General features: G+C 65.9%; 1 protein-coding gene. It reads left to right on the top strand.

The features are described 5' to 3' along the window. Positions 1-727 (top strand): DUF885 family protein (locus WEA77_RS04775; protein ID WP_368066721.1); only part of this gene is annotated, 727 nt, incomplete at its 5' end. Positions 728-1002 lie beyond the last annotated feature (275 nt).

Raw genomic sequence — 1002 nt, 5'->3', positions numbered from 1 at the left:
AAAGGTCAGCCAGACCGACCAGATTGTGCGCGACTTCCTCGCGCGGGAAGGCATTGTCACGGTCCCGGACTTTGTCGGCGAGCTGGGAAGCAACACGCCCTGGATCGAGCGGGCGACGGGCCCGAATTTCTGGGAGCAGATCCAGTTCAGGGATCCGATCCCAGACCACCTGCATGCGGTCATTCCCGGCCACCGCTTCGATGCGGTCCTGGCCGAGCGCGACACGCGCCCGGTCAGGCGGCGATACAGTGACGGCGCGCGTGCGGAGGGATGGGCAACCTACCTCGAGGAGGCGCTGATGCTGGCCGGGGCGACGCGCCACTCGCCGCGCGCGGACGAGTTCATTGAGCTGTTCGGCATCTTCCGCGCCGCGCGCGTGCCTGCCGATGTTTTCATGCAGCACAATCGCTGGGACGTCCGCGAGGCGGTATCGTACATGCGCGTCAAGACGCCTTGGCTGGACGAGGACGTGGCGCGCGTCGATGCGGAAATCTACCTGCGCCGACCGCCAGGCTACGGGATCGCCTACACGATCGGCAAGCTGCAGATGGATGCGCTCCTTGCCGACCGATCACAGCAGCTTGGAGAAAGCTTCTCCCTGCAGGAATTCCACGACAACTTTCTTGCCGCGGGGCGGTTGCCGATCGCCCTCATCCGCTACGAGATGACGGGACTGGATGACGAGGTCAGGCTGTTCTGGACGACCCCGCCCATTCCGCCGCAATAGGCGAACGCGGCAATGGCGGCGCAAGACGCGTGGGCGCGACTTGCGGTGGGCCTCGATCAAGGCAGTGTTTGGGCCGAGACCGCCTTCGCTGGCGGGTCAAGCGGCGCCTGCGGCGACGGGTACACCAGGAGAGCGCCGTAAAAGCCGTCGCCTCAGGACCAAGATCAACAGCGCCGCGGCAATGCCGAGGACATTGAAGCCGTAGCCAGCGAGGTCGGGGGGCGGCAAGGGCCACCTTCGCTTTGAAAGCCGGGCTGTGATTCCGGCGGGGTCGT

This window comes from Hyphomonas sp., from assembly GCF_040882205.1.
Classification (GTDB): domain Bacteria; phylum Pseudomonadota; class Alphaproteobacteria; order Caulobacterales; family Hyphomonadaceae; genus Hyphomonas.
Note: the sequence above shows the minus strand (reverse complement) of the source record. Positions and strands in the feature narration are given on the sequence as shown.